General features: G+C 69.3%; 11 protein-coding genes. 8 read left to right on the top strand and 3 right to left on the bottom strand.

All coding sequences use genetic code 11. The annotated features are described in order from the left end of the window. Positions 1–127 precede the first annotated feature (127 nt). The 5 genes from E6A26_RS07595 (at position 128) to pdxS (ending at position 7,911) form a co-directional block, all read left to right on the top strand. On the top strand, positions 128–3,448 hold the full coding sequence (locus tag E6A26_RS07595) for a DNA polymerase III subunit alpha (RefSeq protein WP_136610592.1): 3,321 nt from the start codon (positions 128–130) through the stop codon (positions 3,446–3,448). Positions 3,449–3,552: 104 nt separating this feature from the next. After that, positions 3,553–5,574 (top strand): threonine--tRNA ligase, encoded by a 2,022-nt coding sequence (gene thrS, locus E6A26_RS07590; RefSeq protein ID WP_136610591.1) that lies wholly within the window; start codon positions 3,553–3,555, stop codon positions 5,572–5,574. Position 5,575: 1 nt separating this feature from the next. Continuing rightward, a complete protein-coding gene (locus E6A26_RS07585; protein WP_136610590.1) occupies positions 5,576–6,223 on the top strand; it encodes an HIT family protein in 648 nt (215 codons plus the stop codon). Further along, complete coding sequence (gene pgsA / locus E6A26_RS07580) at positions 6,213–6,833, top strand: phosphatidylinositol phosphate synthase (protein WP_136610589.1); 621 nt, start codon at positions 6,213–6,215, stop codon at positions 6,831–6,833. Before E6A26_RS07585 ends, pgsA begins: the two co-directional genes overlap by 11 nt. A 169-nt stretch (positions 6,834–7,002) precedes the next feature. Next, positions 7,003–7,911, top strand: a complete 909-nt coding sequence (pdxS, locus tag E6A26_RS07575) for a pyridoxal 5'-phosphate synthase lyase subunit PdxS (RefSeq protein ID WP_136610588.1) — start codon at positions 7,003–7,005, stop codon at positions 7,909–7,911. Positions 7,912–7,999: 88 nt separating this feature from the next. Here pdxS and E6A26_RS07570 read toward each other — a convergent pair whose 3' ends face one another. The 3 genes from E6A26_RS07570 to asnB form a co-directional block, all read right to left on the bottom strand. Next, positions 8,000–9,292 carry a phosphoribosyltransferase family protein gene (locus E6A26_RS07570; protein ID WP_136610587.1) on the bottom strand — a complete coding sequence of 431 codons (1,293 nt, stop codon included), beginning with the start codon at positions 9,290–9,292 and terminating at the stop codon, positions 8,000–8,002. Positions 9,293–9,371: 79 nt separating this feature from the next. After that, positions 9,372–11,384, bottom strand: a complete 2,013-nt coding sequence (locus E6A26_RS07565) for a M3 family metallopeptidase (RefSeq protein WP_136610586.1) — start codon at positions 11,382–11,384, stop codon at positions 9,372–9,374. A 93-nt stretch (positions 11,385–11,477) separates the two neighbouring features. Continuing rightward, positions 11,478–14,183: an asparagine synthase (glutamine-hydrolyzing) gene (gene asnB, locus E6A26_RS07560; protein ID WP_136610585.1), complete on the bottom strand. Its 2,706-nt coding sequence runs from the start codon at positions 14,181–14,183 to the stop codon at positions 11,478–11,480. Between the two features lie 219 nt (positions 14,184–14,402). On the opposite strand from asnB, the gene pdxT reads away from it, so the two are divergent. The 3 genes from pdxT to ruvC are packed head-to-tail and all read left to right on the top strand — an operon-like array spanning position 14,403 to position 16,420. Then, on the top strand, positions 14,403–15,038 hold the full coding sequence (gene pdxT, locus E6A26_RS07555; protein ID WP_234865227.1) for a pyridoxal 5'-phosphate synthase glutaminase subunit PdxT: 636 nt from the start codon (positions 14,403–14,405) through the stop codon (positions 15,036–15,038). A 2-nt stretch (positions 15,039–15,040) separates the two neighbouring features. After that, complete coding sequence (locus E6A26_RS07550; RefSeq protein WP_136610583.1) at positions 15,041–15,796, top strand: YebC/PmpR family DNA-binding transcriptional regulator; 756 nt, start codon at positions 15,041–15,043, stop codon at positions 15,794–15,796. A 6-nt stretch (positions 15,797–15,802) separates the two neighbouring features. After that, the gene (ruvC, locus tag E6A26_RS07545; RefSeq protein WP_136610582.1) at positions 15,803–16,420 is read left to right on the top strand and encodes a crossover junction endodeoxyribonuclease RuvC; all 618 of its coding nucleotides are present in this window, start codon (positions 15,803–15,805) and stop codon (positions 16,418–16,420) included. The last annotated feature ends 88 nt before the right edge of the window (positions 16,421–16,508 follow it).

Here is a 16,508-nt window from a genome sequence, read left to right as displayed (position 1 = left end):
AACCCTAGTTTTCGAAATACCGTCTCGAACATCGTCCAGAGCGGCGTTCAGAACGCTGTCCAGAACGCCGTCCTGAACGCCGTCCCCGACACTGCCGAGTTCCTCGACGCTCCAGGAGCAAGCTCCCGTGGCTGAACCGTTCACCCACCTCCACGCCTCGAGCGCCTTCAGCGCGCACTACGGAGTGTCGTGGCCCGAGGAGCTCGCGGCCGCCGCGGCGGCGGACGGCGCGAGTGCGCTCGCCTGCACGGACCGCGACGGCCTCTACGGGGCGGTCAAGCACCTCGGGGCGTGCCGCGCGCACGGCCTTGATCCGATTGTGGGGGTCGACCTCGCGGTCCTCGCCGAGCCAGAGGCGACGAACGACGACGGCGCGCACCCGGGCGGCCGCAAGCCGCGGCGCGGTGCGGCTGGCGAGGCGGGCCGCGTGATCGTCCTCGCCCACGGCGGCAACCAGGGCGCGGGCTGGCGGGCACTGTGCCGCCTCGTCTCGGATGCGCACGCGCACACGAACGGCCACGCCAACAGCCCGGTCCCGCCTGGCGTGCTGCGCTCGGAACTCGCCGCGCGCTGCCTCGATCCCGAATCGGGCAAGCCCGTGCTCACTGTCCTGCTCGGGCCGGGCTCGGACGTGGGCCGCGCGCTGTCGGGCCGCCGCTTCCTCCGGCCGAGGACGCTCTTCCGGGATTGGCTCGACGCGATGCCGGCGGGCATACTCGCCGTCGAACTCGTGACGCACCTGACGGCACCCGGGGAGCCGCTGAGCACGGTCCACGCCGTCCGCATGCTGCGGCTTGCGACCGAGCACCATGTCCCGGCGGTCCTCACGAACGCCGTCCGGTACGTCGAGGAGGGCGGCGCCGCGACGGCGGAGATCCTGGACGCCGCGCGGACGCTCACTTCGCTCGCGCCGTCGAAGGGCGAGGCGTGGCTCAAGCCCGCCGCGCTCATGCGGCGCGCGGCCCGCGAGATCGTCGAGGCCGCCGGGCTCCGCCTCGACCCGGTGGAGGACGCAGGGTGGGGCCGGCCCGTGGTGCCCGAGGCGTCGGTGATCGGCATCGCGGGCGAGCCCCTTCAGGAGCTCGCGGAGCGCTGCCGCGCCGGCATCTCCCGTCGCTTCCCAGAGGCCGCCGGCAAGCTGGCCGCTTCGGTCGAAGCGAGGCTCGGGCACGAGCTCGAGGTCATTGGCGGGCTCGGCTTCGCCTCCTACTTCCTGACCGTCGCAGAGGTCGCGGACATGATCCGGGGGATGGGAGTCCGCTCGGCAGCGCGGGGCTCCGGCGCCTCGAGCCTCGTCAACTACCTCCTCGGCATCAGCCAGGTGGACCCGCTCCGGCATGACCTCATCTTCGAACGCTTCCTCTCGCTGGACCGCTCGACCCTTCCGGACATCGACATCGACGTCGAGAGCGCCGAGCGGCACCACGTCTACCGGAAGATCTTCGAGCGCTTCGGCTCGGAGCGGGTCACCCTCATGAGCATGCAGAACGCGTACCGCGCCCGGGGTGCGGTGCGGGACGCTGGCCGCGCGCTCGGACTCGATCAGGAAGAAGTCGGCGACATCGCGAAGCAGCTGTGGCGATTCGACGCGAGCCAGTTCCGCGAGGCGCTCGCGGAGAAGCCCGAGCTGCGCGACCTCGGCGAACGCGTGGGCAAGAGCGAGCAGCTCGAGCTCCTCGTGGACCTGACCGAGCGCCTCGACCGGCTGCCGAGGCATATCTCGATGCACCCGTGCGGCGTGATCCTCGGAGATGCCGGGCTTCTGGACCGCACGCCGGTGCAGCCGAGCGGGATGGGCCTGCCCATGAGCCAGTTCGACAAGCACGACATGGACCCCATGGGGATGCTCAAGCTGGACGTCCTCGGCGTGCGTATGCAGAGCTCGATGGCGTTCGCCGTGCGGGAGGTCGAGCGCATCGAGGGGACCACCATCGATCTCGACGCGGTTCCGTTCGACGACGAGCCCACCTACGAGCTCATCCGCTCGACGCACACGCTCGGCTGCTTCCAGATCGAATCGCCGGGACAGCGCGAGCTCGTGGGGAAGATGGCGCCACGCGACTTCAACGACCTCATCATCGATATCTCGCTCTTCCGGCCCGGACCCATGAAGTCGGACATGGTGAGGCCGTTTCTCGAGCACCGGTTCGGCTTCGCCCCCGAGCGGTACCCGCACCCGGACATGAAGCCGTTCCTCGCCGAGACGCACGGCGTGACCATCTTCCACGAGCAGATCCTGCGCACGTTCGATCTCTTCACTGGGTGCGGCCTGGCCCAGGCGGACGTGTTCCGGAGGCTCCTCGGCAACGCGGCGCGCGAGCCGGAGGTGGAGGCGTACTTCCGCGAGCACGCAGCGCAGAGGGGCTACAGCCCGGACGTGATCGATTCCGTCTGGGGAACGCTCAAGGCGTTCGGGAGCTTCGGCTTCTGCAAGGCCCACGGGGCAGCGTTCGCGGTCCCCACGTACCAGTCGTCGTGGCTCAAGGCCCATCACCCCGAGGCGTTCCTCGCGGGCCTCTTCGAACACGATCCGGGCATGTACCCGAAGCGGCTGCTCGTCGCGGAGGCGCGCCGCCTCGGCATTCCGATCCTGCCCGTGGACATCAACGCGAGCCGAGACGAGTACCGGGTCGAGAGGATCGAGGCTGGGCCTGACGCGGGCAAGCTCGGGATCCGGCTCGCGCTCAACGGCATCTACGGCCTGTCGGGGCACGAGGTCAGGCGCATCGTCGAAGGCCAGCCCTACGCGTCGCTTGCCGAGCTGCGGGACCGCGCGCGCGTCAACCGGGCAAGCTTGCGGCGCCTCGCGGAGCTCGGTGCGTTTGACTCGCTGCACCGCGCGGCCGCGGACCGGGGGAGCCGCGCCGACCTCGTGGCGCATCTCGCGGAGCTTGCGCCGCGCCCGGTGCGGCGCGACGACGCGATCGAGGGGCAGCTCTCGCTCGAGATCGGCGACGTCGAGCTCGCCAACCTCCCGTCCGAGCTGCCCGAGCCGAGCCTCGACGAGAAGGTCCGGCGTGAGCTGGACCTCATGTCCGTGGACGCCAGCGCTCATCTCATGGACAGCCACCGCCCGCTGCTCGATCGGCTCGGCGTGACGACCGCGGACAAGCTGCTCGACCTGCACAACGGCACGGAGGTGCTCGTCGCGGGGGTGCGGGTCGCGACCCAGACTCCGCCCATGCACGGCGGCAAGCGCGTCGTGTTCATCAGCGTCGACGACGGCACGGGCTGCGTGGACTCGGCATTCTTCACCGACGCGCAGGAGAGGTGCGGACCGCTCCTGTTCGGCAAACCGCTCCTCCTCATCCGCGGCCGGACGCGCCGGTCCGGCCCGCGCGGGATCAGCGTCAACGCGGACATGGCGTGGGACCTGGCGGAGCTCGAGCGCACCGTGGACCCCGAGCGTCCCGTCCTTCCCGGCCCCCGGCCCAGCTCGGCGGCGTGAGCCCGGCCGAACGGCCCTACGGTTTCGGCTAGTCTTGTCGGTGGCTGGCTGTGGTCCCCGTATGCCACAAGCTATGAAGCCGATGACGAAGAGGAGACACACCCGTGCCAGATGCCCAGCAGATCATTGTGACCGTCGACGGAGAGCAGCGAACCGTCACGCAGGGCACCACGGGGGCGGACCTCTTCGAGGGCCACCGCGAGATCGTCGTCGCGCGCGTCGACGGGGTCCTCAAGGACCTCGACCAGCCCGTCCCGGACGGCGCAGTCGTCGAAGGCGTGGACATCGCGTCCGAGGACGGGCTCAACGTCCTGCGGCACTCGACCGCCCACGTCATGGCGCAGGCGGTCCAGCAGCTCCGCCCGGACGCCAAGCTCGGCATCGGCCCGTACATCAAGGACGGCTTCTACTTCGACTTCGACGTCGAGGAGCCCTTCACTCCCGAGGACCTCCGGACCCTCGAGAAGATGATGCTCAAGATCGTCAACCAGAACCAGATCTTCAAGCGCCGGGCCGTGAGCGAAGTCGAGGCCGGGGCCGCCATGGCGAACGAGCCATACAAGCTCATCATCCTGGGTGCGAAGGACCACCAGTCCGAGGGCGCCACGAAGGAGGGCGCGAACGTCGAGGTCGGCGCCGGCGAGATCACGATCTACGACAACCTCGACCGCAAGAGCGGCGAAGCGATCTGGTGCGACCTGTGCCGCGGACCGCACCTGCCGAACACGAAGCTCATCTCCAACGCGTTCGCCCTCACCCGCTCGGCCGCCGCCTACTGGCTCGGGAGCGAAAAGAACAAGCAGCTCCAGCGCATCTACGGCACCGCGTGGCCCACCAAGGAGGCCCTCAAGGCGTATCAGGACCGGATCGCCGAGGCCGAGCGCCGCGATCACCGCAAGCTGGGCGCCGAACTCGACCTGTTCTCCTTCCCGGACGAGCTCGGCTCGGGCCTGCCGGTCTTCCATCCCAAGGGCGGCATCATCAAGCGCGAGATGGAGGACTACGTCCGCCGCCGGCACATCGAGGAGGGCTTCCAGTACGTCGGCACGCCCCACATCTCGAAGGACGGGCTCTTCCACACGTCGGGCCACCTGCCGTATTACGCGGACACGATGTTCCCGCCGCTCCACGTCGACGAGGAACGCGACGAGGACGGGAACGTCACGAAGCCCGGGCAGGACTATCGCCTCAAGGCGATGAACTGCCCGATGCACAACCTCATCTACCGTTCGCGGGGCCGCTCCTACCGCGAGCTGCCGATGCGGCTGTTCGAGTTCGGCCACGTCTACCGCTACGAGAAGTCGGGCGTGGTCCACGGCCTGACCCGCGTGCGCGGCTTCGCGCAGGACGATTCCCACTCGTACGTCACGAAGGAGCAGGCTCCGGGCGAGGTCAAGCATCTTCTGGACTTCATCCTCTCGCTCCTGCGGGACTTTGGGCTCGACGACTTCTTCCTCGAGCTCTCGACCCGCGATCCCGAGTCGGACAAGTTCATCGGCACGGACGAGCAGTGGGCCGAGGCGACAGCCGTCCTCGAGAGCGTGGCCCGCGAGACCGGGCTCGAGCTCGTGCCGGATCCGGGCGGGGCGGCGTACTACGGGCCCAAGATCTCGGTGCAGGCCCGCGACGCGATTGGCCGCACATGGCAGATGTCCACCGTGCAGTACGACTTCAACCAGCCGGCTCGGTTCGGCCTCGAGTACCAGGCCGCGGACGGCACCCGCCAGGAGCCGGTCATGATCCACGCCGCGAAGTTCGGCTCGATCGAGCGCTTCCTGGGCGTCCTCACGGAGCACTACGCGGGCGCCTTCCCAGCGTGGCTCGCCCCCGTGCAGGTTGTGGCGATTCCGGTCGCCGAGGCGTTCAACGACTACATGGACGACGTCGTCGCCCGCCTCAAGCGCGAGGGGATCCGGGCAGAGGTGGACGCCTCGAGCGACCGCTTCCCGAAGAAGATCCGCACCGCGAGCAAGGACAAGGTCCCGTTCGTCCTCATCGCGGGGGGCGAGGACGCCGAGGCCGGCGCCGTCTCGTTCCGCTTCCGCGACGGGAGCCAGGACAACGGGGTCGCCGTCGAGGAGGCGGTCAAGCGCATCGTCGAGGCCGTGCGGACGAGGGCGCGCTGACGTGACGGATTCCACGGGCGCCCGCAATCCCCAGCAGGACTCCGAGGTCACGGACAGCTTCGAGCTGCCCGCGGCCCCGGATGCGTTCGGGCGCCTGTGGACTCCGCACCGCATGGCCTACGTCAAGGGCGGGCAGGGGCAGTTCCGGAAGCAGGAGGACTGCCCGTTCTGCGCCGCCCCGCGGCGGAGCGACGAGGATTCGCTCATCGTCTACCGCGGGCACACGTGCTATGCGGTGCTCAACCTCTTCCCCTACAACCCGGGCCACCTCCTCGTGTGCCCGTACCGCCACGTCGCCGACTACACCGACATCACCCCGGAGGAAACGGCTGAGATGGCCGGGATCACGCAGACCGCGATGCGCGTGATCCGGAGCGTTGCGGGCCCGCACGGCTTCAACGTGGGCATCAACCAGGGCGACGCGGGCGGGGCGGGCATTGCGGCGCATCTCCACCAGCACGTCGTGCCCCGCTGGGGCGGGGACGGCAACTTCCTGCCGATCATCGCCCAGACGAAGCAGATCACGCAGACGCTCGACGAGACGCGAGGCCTCCTTGCCGAGGCATGGCCCCAGGACGGGGCCGACGGCGCGGCGGGCGCCCGCTCGGAGCTCGCCCGTGACGGCGGGAAGGCCGCGAGTGCTGAATAGACACGCGCGCGAGTTCTTCACGCGCCTCTTCACGCCGCTTGCCCGCGTGCTCCTCAAGCTCGGGGTCTCCCCGGATGCCGTGACGCTCGCGGGCACGGCAGGCGTGAGCCTCGCGGCGCTCGTGCTGTTCCCCCTCGGCCAGCTGTTCTGGGGCGTCGTGGTGATCACGCTCTTCGTGTTCTCGGACGTCATCGACGGCATCATGGCCCGGACTATGGGCCGGACGGGCCGCTGGGGCAGCTTCCTCGACTCGACCCTCGACCGGGTCCAGGACAGCTCGATCTTTCTCGGGCTCGCACTCTGGTACCTCGGCAACGGCCACGAGCCCGCGACGGGGAGCGTCGCCGTCGTCGCCATCCTGCTCGGCAATCTCGTCTCCTACGCGCGCGCGAAGGCCGAGTCGCTCGGCTACACCGCGAATGTGGGGATCGCCGAGCGGGCCGAGCGGCTCGTGTCCGTGCTGGTGGTCGCGGGCCTCTGCGGCCTGGGCCTCCCGACTCCCTTCCTCTTCTGGACGCTTGTGCTGCTCGCCGCCGCGAGCGCCGTGACGATCGTGCAGCGGATACTGACCGTCCGCAGCCAAGCCCGCGCCGAGTCCGGCCCGGCCTGAGCGAACATCGTCTGGGCTGTGCAGATGGCCATCCAGGCCCGAGATGTTCTAGTGGGTCGCACCGCTCACGGGGAGCCTCCCGCGGCGATAGACTGGGTTTCAATCCAAGGATTTCCAGGTTCCTCTCGCAGGGAACCTTCCCGTGAGCAGCCAATAGAAAGACGAGTACGTGTCTACTGAAGCAAACTCCTCGGCTCCGACCACTGGCAGTGACCGCGTCAAGCGCGGGATGGCGGAGATGCTCAAGGGCGGCGTCATCATGGACGTCGTCAACGTCGAGCAGGCGAAGATAGCCGAGGACGCCGGCGCCGTGGCCGTGATGGCCCTCGAGCGCGTGCCGGCGGACATCCGTGCGCAGGGCGGCGTCTCTCGCATGTCGGACCCGGACATGATCGATTCGATCATCAGCGCCGTCTCGATCCCGGTGATGGCCAAGGCCCGCATCGGTCACTTCGTCGAGGCCCAGGTGCTCCAGTCCCTCGGCGTGGACTACATCGATGAGTCCGAGGTCCTGACTCCCGCGGACTACGAGAACCACATCGACAAGTGGCAGTTCACCGTCCCGTTCGTGTGCGGCGCGACCAACCTGGGCGAGGCACTCCGGCGCATCAACGAGGGCGCCGCGATGATCCGCTCCAAGGGCGAGGCCGGCACGGGCGACGTCTCCAACGCCACGACCCACATGCGCAAGATCCGCGCCGAGATCAAGCGGCTGACCACGATGGCCGAGGACGAGCTCTACGTCGCGGCGAAGGAGCTCCAGGCCCCGTACGCGCTCGTGCGCGAGATCGCCGAGACCGGAAAGCTCCCCGTGGTGCTGTTCACCGCCGGCGGCATCGCGACCCCGGCGGACGCGGCCATGATGATGCAGCTCGGCGCGGACGGTGTGTTCGTCGGCTCGGGCATCTTCAAGTCCGGGAACCCGGCCCAGCGCGCGGCCGCGGTCGTCAAGGCCACCACGTTCTTCGACGATCCGGACATGATCGCCAAGGTCTCCCGGGGCCTCGGCGAGGCCATGGTGGGGATCAACGTCGACGAGATCCCCGAGCCCCACCGCCTCGCCGAGCGCGGCTGGTAAAGGGACTGTTGCAGGGCTTACGCCCACCAGCGAAGTCGACGGCGGCCCGCACCAGGTGCGGGCCGCCGTCGTCTGTTGCTCACCTGCATCAGCCGTGCTCGAGGTAACGCGTGAACCACTCGCTCGCGAGTGTCGCTACCTGGGAGAGCGTGCCCGGTTCCTCGAAGAGGTGGGTCGCGCCGACGATGACGTCGAGGCGGTGCTGGCAGCGGAGCTGGGACGCGGCGTCGCGGTTGAGGCCGAGGACCACTTGGTCGGCCCCACCCACGATGAGGAGCGTCGGGGCGCGCACGTCGGCGAGCCGTGGACCCGCGAGGTCCGGCCTCCCTCCGCGGGACACGATGGCTGAGATCTGGGCACCCGGCGCTGCCGCCGCCCACAGCGCCGCCGCGGCGCCCGTGCTCGCCCCGAAATAGCCGACGTCCCGATCGGGGGCGACTCCCCGGAGCCATTCGGTGGCGACGAGCAGCCGGCCCGCGAGCAGACTGACGTCGAACACGGCGCTTCGATCGAGCTCCTCGTCCGGGGCCAGGAGGTCAAGGAGCAGCGTCCCGAGCCCCGCGCGTTCGAGGACGCGCGCCACGGCCCGGTTGCGCGGGCTGTGGCGGCTGCTGCCGCTCCCATGCGCGAACACCACCACGCCGCCCCGCGGCGGAAGCCGGAGGTGGCCTTCGAGGCGTGTCCCGCCCGCGGTGATTGTGACGTCCTCGTCGATCGGCTGCGGCGAGGCCTGCTCTGCGGCGGGACGCCGCGAGGCGGCGTCGAGGAGCTGGACCACGCCGGTGTCGTCCGTTGCCGAGAAGTCGCGATAGTAGCGTCCGACGGCGACGAACGACTCGGGCGCGGCGAGGCACACAATTTCGTCCGCGTCTGAGAACGTCCGGAGCGTGTCCGCGGCGGCGACTGGGACGGCGAGGACCACACGCGCCGCGCCCATGCTCCGTGCCGCGCGGCAGGCTGCGCGCGCCGTCGAGCCCGTCGCCATCCCGTCGTCGACGACGATCGCGGTGCGGGCGTCGAGAGGCTCGGCGGGCCGGGCCGCGCGGAAGGTCGCGGCCCGCTCGGCAAGCTGTTCGCGCTCGGCGGCCTCGACGGCGGACAGTTCGCGTTCGGACACACCGGCGATGCGCACAATGCGCGGATCGATGACCCGCGCACCGTGCTCGGCGATGGCACCCATCGCGAGCTCGGGCTGGAACGGGACGCCCAGCTTCCGCACCACGATGACGTCGAGCGGGGCCTCGAGGGCCATGGCGACTTCGAACGCGACCGGGACGCCCCCACGCGGGAGTCCGAGCACTACGAGGTCTTCGCCTCGATGTCCCAGAAGCGCCCGCGCGAGTTCCCGGCCGGCCTCCGCCCTGTCCTTGAAGACGTGCATCGACGGTCCCCTCGCTTCGCCCCCCAGTCTTGCGCGACGGGGCTCGACGCGTCAGGGGAGAAGGACCCTGTGCTGCGGATCAGCCGAGGCCGCGGCGAGCCAGGAGCGGGGCGACGGCGGCGTCGCGGCCTCGGAATGCCCGGAACGAGTCGAGCGGATCCCGGGAGAAGCCCCGGGAGAGGAGTTCGGCGCGGAACGTCTCGCCGTTGGCTCGCGTGAGCCCGCCGTTCTCCTTGAACCATTCCACCGTGTCTGCGTCGAGGACCTCGCTCCAGATGTACGACCAGTAGCCCGCGGCGTACCAGCCGCCAGCGAAGATGTGCTGGAAGTACCCCGTGCGGTACCGCGGCGGGATGAGCGGGACCGAGATGCCCGCCTCGGAGAGCGCCTTCGCCTCGAACTCGAGCGCGTCCCCTGGGTCATCGCCCGCCGCCAGGCGGTGCCACGCGAGATCCAGGAGCGCGGCGCCGAGGTATTCGGTGGTCGCGAAGCCTTCGCCCCACAGCTTCGCCGCGTCGAGCGCGACGATCTGCTCCTGGGGGAGGGGCTGCCCGGTCTCGTGGTGCCGCGCGTAATTCGCCACCACCTCGGGCCACAGGAGCCACATCTCGTTGACCTGGGACGGGTATTCGACGAAGTCGCGCGGCACGTTCGTGCCGGAGAACTTGGGGAACGTGACGTCGGAGAGCAGGCCGTGGAGCGCGTGCCCGAACTCGTGGAAGGCCGTGCGGGCCTCGTCGAGCGTCAGCAGGGCCGGCTCGCCGGGCGCGGGCTTGGGGATGTTGAGATTGTTGATGACCACGGGCCGGTCCCCGGTCAGCGAGGCTTGCTCGACGAGCGCATTCATCCAGGCGCCGCCGCGCTTCGTGGGCCGTGTGAAGTAGTCGCCCAGGAACAGGCCCAGCCCGGCGCCGTCGGCGTCGAAGACTTCCCACACGCGCACGTCTGCGTGGTAGCCCACGAGGTCCGGGCGCTCCTCGAAGCGCAGGCCGTAGAGCCGCCCCGCCGCGAAGAAGATGCCGTCACGTAGCACGGTGTCAAGCTCGAAGTAGGGGCGCAGCGCCTTCTCGTCCACGGCGTACTTGTCGCGGCGTACGGCGGCGGAGTAGAAGGACCAGTCCCACGGCTCCAGCGCGTGGCCCGCGGTCTCGGCGAGTGCCTGGGCTTCGGACGCGGCGTTGCGGACGGCGGCGGGCGCGAGCTGGCCGAGCATCGAGCGGACGGCCTCGAGCGACGGCGCGGTCTGGTCGTCGACGGCGAGGTCGGCGAAACTCGCATAGCCGAGGAGTGCGGCCTTCTCGGCCCGGAGCCGGACCATGTCGCGGACAAGTCCGAGCACGTCGGTCTCGCCGCCGGAGCTCCCTCGTGCCACCGAGGCTTCGAAGACCCGCCTCCGCAGCTCGCGGTCCTCGAGCACCGACAGGAGCGGCTGGTTGGTCGGCTGGATGAAGGTGATAAGCCAGCCGGACTCGTGCCCTGCCGCCCTGGCTGCCTGTGCGGCGCTCGCGCGGTCGTCGTCGCTGAGCCCTTCGAGCTGAGCCTCGTCCGTCACGAGGACGGCGGCGTCGTTGATCGCCTGCGCGACGCGCTGGCCGTACTCCGTGCCCAGCCGGGATAGCTCGGCGTTGAGCTCGCGAAGGCGCGCTTGGCCGGCGTCGTCGAGGTTCGCCCCGGCGCGCCGGAAGTCGTTGAGCCACTCCGCGACGAGCCGCGCCGCCTCGGGGTCCAGGCCCGAGACGTCGATTGCGGCGAAACGGTCGCGCAGCCGCCGATCGAGCAGGATCGCGTCCTCGTGGGCGCTGAGCTTGGGCATGAGCTGCGTCTCGAGGGCGCGGATCGATTCGGTCCCGTGCGAGGACACCATGGTCATGAAGGCCGCGACGGCTCTCGTGAGCAGTCTGCCGCTGCGCTCCATCGCGGCGGCCGTGTTCTCGAACGTGGGCGGCTCCGACACACCCACGATCGCTTCGATCTCCGCGAGCTGCTCGGTGATGCCGGCCTCGACGGCCTCAGCGTAGTGCTCATCGAGGATCTCGGCGAACGGGGGCAGCCCGTACGGAAGGGCGCTCGGGGTCAGGAGGGGATTGGCCATGAAAGGAGCCTTTCACGCACTGCGGCCCCGGGCAAGAACCCGGGGCCGCAGTGGACGCGGTGCCAGTTGGAGGGGCGGGCGGACCCGCTGCCGTCAGTCCTGGGGCTGGCGCTCGCCCGCGGGGCTCTCCTGGGCGAAGACGAGCGACATCGGCGTTGCCTGCGAGCCCTGGCCCTGCGGGTTGTCCTTGAACATGCCCGCGATGGTCTCCTTCGGGAGGACGGTGTCGTGGCCCATGACGACGACGCCAAGGTCGTTCGCGTCCATGATCGCGGTCCCGCCGAAGGTCGCCGTGGCGTCGGCCGGCAGGGCGGCGCGAACCGCCGCGCTGATGGCACGGGCGACGCCGTCGGGATCCTTGGGAGCGAGCTTCACCGAATTGCTGGCCGCGCCGAGGCTGTACGGGGTCGCGCCGTCGATCGCGTTGATGTTGTGGCCCACCACGTCGTAGAAGACGCCGTTCTTGCCCTGGAACTTGCCGACGACGGAGGCCGCGGCCGCCTTGACGATGAGCGGGAGCCCAACCTCGTTGATCGCGATCTGCATGGACCACGGGCTTCCGAGGCCGATGCCCGCGGGCGTCCGGGTCACGAACTTGCTCAGGACGCGAGCTGCGGGGGAGACCTCGATGTCCCACACGGGGAACGACCGGCCCTGAGTGATCGCGACGATCTTCTCGCTCACGAGCACGTACCAGGGGCGGCCCTCCACGGCGGAGCGTGCCTCCTCCGGCGCGAGGGACAGGCCCGCGAAGAACCGTTCGACGTAGCCGGTCACGGCCGGCTCGAGGGCGGTGTTCCGCGCGAAGACCTCGGTCTGGAGGGGATAGCGGCGGAACGTCTGGCCGGCGGAGACGATGTCGAGCTCTTTGCCCGGGTTCGCCTCGTAGTCGCTCTTGTTGACCTTGACGTCCGCGGGTGCCTCGTCCTTGTCGATGAACTCGCGGAACCAGAGCTCGACGTTGAGGAGCCGCCAGAAGATCATCGTGTCGGCATCGTTCTTGCCGTTGAGGTACTCCTCGAACGCCGTCAGGACCTGCTCGCGGTCCCAGTACGGGCGGCTGTAGAAGGAGTTCGACATGAAGATCTTGTAGATCCGCTCCTTCATGAGCTTGAACCACTCCGCCTCGGGCGTGGTGAAGCCGATCTTGTTGCGGCGATTGCTGATCATCTCGGGGAGGAGGCCGCGCGTCGCGTCGCGCAGCACGCGCTTGTTCCAGCCCTCCTTGATGATCGCCTCGTCCGAGAGGCTGAAGAGGTACTTCACGACCTCCTTGTCGAGGAACGGCACGCGCCCTTCGAGGGAGAACCGCATCGTGTTCTTGTCCTCGTAGCGCAGGAGCGAGGGCAGAGACTTGGCGAAGAGGTCGTCGATGAGGCGGAGCTTGAGGTTCGCCGGGATGTTGCCGAACGATTCTCCGGTGAACTGCTGCGCCCAGTCCTTCTTGAGCAGGGTCGCCATCGAGACCGTCTTCTTGCCGCTCGCCATGCCGCGGAGCCGGAAGCGGCCCAGGCGGTAGAAGATGTCGAGGCTCGACGACGACTCCTTGGCGAGCGTCCCGAAGTCGCCGTCGTCCTTGAGCTGGCGGAGGTAGGCAAAGTAGTACGGGATGTAGCCGGCCATCATCTCGTCGGCGCCCTGGCCGTCGAGCAGGACGGTGACGTGCTTCGACGCTTCCTTCATGACGCAGTACTGCGCGTAGGGGCCCGAGGAGATGATCGGCTCCTCCATGGTGCGCACGAAGTCCTCGAGGTCCGCGTCGAAGCTCTCCGGGGTCGGCTTGATCTTGTGCGCCTCGATGTTCCCGCTGCAGACCGCGATCGCGGCGTCCGCGTAGGCCTCTTCGTCGTTGATCGCATTGGGGAACACCGCGCTGAACGTGTTCTGCTTCGCGCCGACGGCCTCGAGGCCCTCGGCGTTCTCCTGCATGAGCCGGTTGATCGTGACGACGACGGCGGAGGAGTCGAGGCCGCCGGACAGCGCGCTGCCTACGGGAACCTCGGAGTTGAGGCGGATCCGGATCGCCTCCGTGAAGCGGTTCCGGTACTCGTCGACGACGGCAGGGGTGTACGGAGCTTCGACCTTCGAGAGCTCCAGGAGTTCCTCGCGGAGGCGCGTGTAGCTCGAAATCTTGAAGCGACCCGACTCGAGCTCCACCGTGAGCATCTCGCCCGGAAGGAGCTTGTTGACCCCGTCGAAGAACGTCTCCGCCGTATCGTCGTGGATCCGGAAGCGCAGGTAGCGGTAGAGGATTCGCTCGTTGGGCTTCGCCTCGATCTTGCCCGTTGCGAGGAGCGGCTTGATCTCCGAGCCGAACAGGAGCTGCGGCTCGCGCTCAGTGCCCGCGTTGGCCCAGTAGAGCGGCTTGATGCCGAAGTGGTCGCGGGCCAGGACGAGCCGCCCTTTCTTCCGGTCGAGGATCGCGAGCCCGAACATGCCGTTGAATCGGTCGAACGCGTCGGTGCCCCACTCCTCGAAGGCCTGGAGCACCACCTCGGTGTCGGAGACCGTCACGAAGCTCCGGCCCAGAGCCTCGAGCTCGGCGCGGAGCTCGCGGTAGTTGTAGACCTCGCCGTTGTAGACGAGGATCGTGTCCCCGTCGGCGCTGATCATGGGTTCCTGGCCGTGGGCCCGGTCGACGATCGCGAGGCGGCGGTGCGCGAGGCCCACCGTCCCGGCGGGGGCGTCGTCGATGAAATAGCCTTCGCCGTCGGGTCCCCGGTGCTGGATGCAGCTGTTCATCGTCTCGAGCAGAGCCTGATCCTGACCGAACCCGTAGTAGCCGGCGATACCGCACATGTGGCAATCCTCATCTGTTGTCGTCACACGGTCCGGCGTCCATGCTACCGGCGCGACCACCGGCGTGATCCCCACCGGACCCGCCGCATGACCTTCGCGCGCGGGGTGTTCGGGCCCCGCGACTAGACTGTATGGGTGAGTTCCGCGGCCTTCGAGCACCTACCGACCCAGTCCGAAACCCCGGCCGAGCCCGCGCCGTCTGCACAGACCGGGCTCCGCATCGGCGTCCTCGCTCTGCAGGGCGACTTCCGCGAGCATGTCGCAACGCTCGCCGTGCTGGGTGCGCGTCCCGTGACGGTCCGGCGGCCAGAGGAGCTCGACCGCCTCGACGGGCTCGTGATCCCGGGGGGCGAGTCGACCTCGATCGACAAGCTCGCGCGGGCGTTCGGCGTCGCCGAGCCGCTCAAGCGCAAGATCTCCGAGGGCTTCCCCGTCTACGGATCCTGCGCCGGCATGATCCTGCTCGCAGATGAGATCGCGGACCCCGCCCAGGACCTGTCCGGCCGGCCCCAGGAGACGTTCGGCGGGCTCGACATCACGGTGCGCCGCAACGCGTTCGGGCGCCAGCGCGAGTCCTTCGAGACCGATCTCGACTTCAAGGACATCGACCAGGCGCGCGGTCCCGTCCACGCCGTCTTCATCCGTGGGCCGTGGGTCGAGCGGGTGGGGGACTCCGTCGAGGTGCTCGCGGAGGTCGACCCGCAGCACGCGTCACACACGGCCACGCTGGGCGGCCGGTCTAGAATTGTCGCAGTCCGTTCAGGAAACCTGCTCGCCACATCGTTCCACCCCGAGGTGACCGGTGAGCGGCGGGTCCATGAACTTTTCATCCGCATGATCAAGGGAGAAGCGTAGGCATGTCCGGCCACTCCAAATGGGCTACCACCAAGCACAAGAAGGCGGCCATCGACGCCAAGCGCGCGAAGGCCTTCGCCAAGTACATCAAGACGATCGAGGTCGCCGCGCGACTCGGTGGGCCCGACCTGTCCGGTAACCCTGCGCTTGACCTCGCCGTCTCGAAGGCCAAGAAGAACTCCGTCCCGAACGACAACATCGACCGCGCCATCAAGCGCGGCGCGGGGCTGACCGGCGAGTCGATCGAGTACACGGAGATCTCCTACGAGGCCCGAGGCCCGCAGGGCTCGGCGCTCCTCATCGAGTGCCTCACGGAGAACCGGAACCGCGCCGCGGCGGAAGTGCGCCTCGCGGTGACCCGAAACGGTGGCTCGATGGCCGATCAGGGTTCGGTGAGCTACCTCTTCACCCGCAAGGGCGTTGTGAGCCTGGCCAAGAACGGCCTGTCAGAGGACGACGTGCTCATGGCCGTGCTCGACGCTGGCGCCGAGGAGGTCAAGGACGGCGGCGAGAACTGGATCGTCTACTCCGAGCCGCACGACCTCCAGGGCATCCGCGACGCGCTCACGGAGGCCGGCATCGAGTACGAGACGGACGAAGCGGAGTTCGTGCCCTCCATGGAGGTCGAGCTCGATGCCGATGGCGCGCGCAAGTTCGTCCGGCTCGTCGACGCTCTCGAGGACCTCGACGACGTCCAGAACGTGTACACGAACGCGGACATGAGCGAGGAAGTCATGGCGGCCCTCGAGGCCGACTGACGTTCGATGGCAACCCCCCGAGCGGCGGCATCGGAGAGCCTCCGCGTGCTCGGCGTCGACCCGGGCCTCACGCGCTGCGGCCTGGGCGTCGTCGACGTCTCCCGCGACCGGCGAGCGACCCTCGTGGGGGTCGGGGTCGTCGGCACGTCCGCCGAGCAACCCCTCGACGCGCGGCTGCTCGTCATCGCGAACGCCATCGACGAGTGGCTCGAGCGCTATGAGCCCGAGGTCGTCGCGGTCGAGCGCGTCTTCTCGCAGCTCAACGTGAGCACCGTGATGGGCGTCGCGCAGGCCTCCGGCGTCGTCATTGCCGCCGCGGCACGCCGAGGCGTCCCGGTCGCCTTGCATACGCCGTCGGAGGTCAAGGCCGCGGTCACCGGCAGCGGGCGCGCCGACAAGCAGGCCGTGACGCGCATGGTCACCAAGATCCTCCGTCTCGACGCCTCACCCCGCCCGGCCGACGCCGCCGACGCGCTCGCGCTGGCCCTGGCGCACGCGTGGCGCGGCTCCGCGCCCGGCTCGCCTTCCGCCGTCGGACGTACGACGGCGATGACGGCCACCGCGATGACGCCGGCGCAGCGGGCGTGGACGGAAGCAGAGTCCAGGGCGCGCCGCAAGAACTGAGGTGGCAGCAGCGTGCGGAGGAGGGGCCCGTGGCAGAGTCCAGGGCGCGCCGCGGCTCCTGACGGATTCTGTCGGTCCTCGACGCTAG

It is taken from the genome of Sinomonas albida (assembly GCF_004919045.1).
Classification (GTDB): domain Bacteria; phylum Actinomycetota; class Actinomycetes; order Actinomycetales; family Micrococcaceae; genus Sinomonas; species Sinomonas albida.
This window is presented reverse-complemented; position numbering and strand designations above follow the sequence as displayed.